Origin of the sequence: Moorena sp. SIO3H5 (assembly GCF_010692395.1) — a bacterium.
Classification (GTDB): domain Bacteria; phylum Cyanobacteriota; class Cyanobacteriia; order Cyanobacteriales; family Coleofasciculaceae; genus Moorena.
In genome coordinates this window covers 1-1,690 of the sequence record NZ_JAAHHS010000730.1, presented here as the reverse complement: position 1 = coordinate 1,690, position 1,690 = coordinate 1, and the positions used below count along the sequence as shown (strand labels likewise).

Annotated in this window: 2 protein-coding genes; both read left to right on the top strand. The window is 49.4% G+C overall.

Annotation, left to right across the window (positions count from 1 at the left end; all coding sequences use genetic code 11):
* A partial coding sequence (locus F6K52_RS36020) for an enolase C-terminal domain-like protein (protein WP_293089970.1) occupies positions 1–478 on the top strand: 478 nt, incomplete at its 5' end.
* Positions 462–1,541 (top strand): DUF1611 domain-containing protein, encoded by a 1,080-nt coding sequence (locus F6K52_RS36015; RefSeq protein ID WP_293089968.1) that lies wholly within the window; start codon positions 462–464, stop codon positions 1,539–1,541. The genes F6K52_RS36020 and F6K52_RS36015, both read left to right, overlap by 17 nt.
* The last annotated feature ends 149 nt before the right edge of the window (positions 1,542–1,690 follow it).

Genomic DNA, 1,690 nt, shown 5'->3' with positions numbered 1-1,690 from the left:
CGCTTCCGAGGAGGAAGGGGTAGAGATGTGTAACTGGCTGGCGAGTCAGGGAGTGAGGCATGTGGAACAACCCCTCGCTCCGGGAAAAGAGATCGATTTACCCGAGTTGTATAAGCAATCTCCTTTACCAATTTTTGTGGATGAAAGTTGCAAGACTAGCCAAGATATTCCGCCGTTGGCAAACTGTGTCCATGGTATTAACATCAAACTAATGAAATCCGGTGGTTTAACTGAGGCAATACGGATGGTGCATACCGCAAAAGCTTGTGGGTTGCAGGTGATGTTTGGTTGCTATTCTGACAGTACTCTGGCTAATACAGCAGCTTCTCATCTGTCACCACTGGCAGATTATCTAGATTTAGACAGCCACTTAAACCTAGTAGATGACCCCTTCACAGGGGCAACCCTACAAAATGGCCATTTGATACCGAATAATTTACCAGGACTGGGGGTGAAACGCCGTGAATTTAACCACTAATCGGCGTATTGCGATTCTACTCAATGAAGGGATTTTTAGTTCCAAAGGCAAAACCGGACTGACTCTGTTACGGTATTGCCCAACGGAGATTGTAGTAGTGATTGATCACGAGTCCGCTGGACAGTCTTTGTCTAAATTAACTGGAATTAAGGTTAATGTCCCGATTGTAGATTCCGTGTCTGCTGCCCTGGCTTATGAACCGGATATCCTAGCCATTGGTATTGCGCCCTCTGGGGGAGCATTACCAGAGCCTTGGTGGCAGGAGGTGAAAGTGGGGGTAGAAGCAGGGTTATCGGTTATCAATGGTTTGCATACTCCCATGGCATCTGACCCAGAGTTACAGCAATTACTACAAGACGGTCAGGTAATTTGGGATATTCGTCGGGAACCGAAGGGATTAGGAATAGCAAGTGCTCAAGCGCGATCGCTACCTTGTCAGCGCATCTTGACAGTGGGTACCGATATGGCTGTGGGCAAAATGTCAGCAGCTCTGGAGTTATATTTGTGCGCCCAACGTCAGGGCATAGCATCGAAGTTCCTAGCCACTGGTCAAGCTGGCATTATGATTTCTGGGGATGGCATTCCCTTGGATGGGATTAGGGTAGACTTTGCTGCTGGTGCTGTGGAACAAATGGTATTGCGCTATGGTAATGACCACGACTTATTGATCGTAGAAGGGCAAGGTTCCCTGTTGCATCCTGGTTCTACAGCTACTCTACCGCTAATTCGAGGAACTCAGCCCACGGGATTACTATTAGTCCATCGAGCCGGACAGCAGTCTGTTCGTAATCATGACCATGTGCTGATTCCCCCATTAACCAAGGTGATTGAGCTTTACGAGACCGTTGCTAGTGCTGGTGGGGCATTTGGTCAGGTGAAGGTGATTGCGATCGCACTTAATACTGGCCACTTAGATGATCAAGCTGCCCGGTCGGCCATTGAGCAGGTACAAACAGAGACTGGCTTACCTTGTACCGATGCCGTGCGATTTGGAGCAGATGTATTGTTGAAAGCAGCAATGGGTGATCGGGAGTCGGGAATCGGGAATCGGGAGTCGGGGTAAGACAAGAATTTAGTGTCCCTATAAACTGAATGTTTCCCATCTCCCCATCTCCCCATCTCCCCATCTCCCCATCTCTCCATCTCCCCATCTCCCCATCTCCCCATCTCCCCAACTCCCCCTCTCCCCAGCTCCCCAACTCCCCAGCTCCG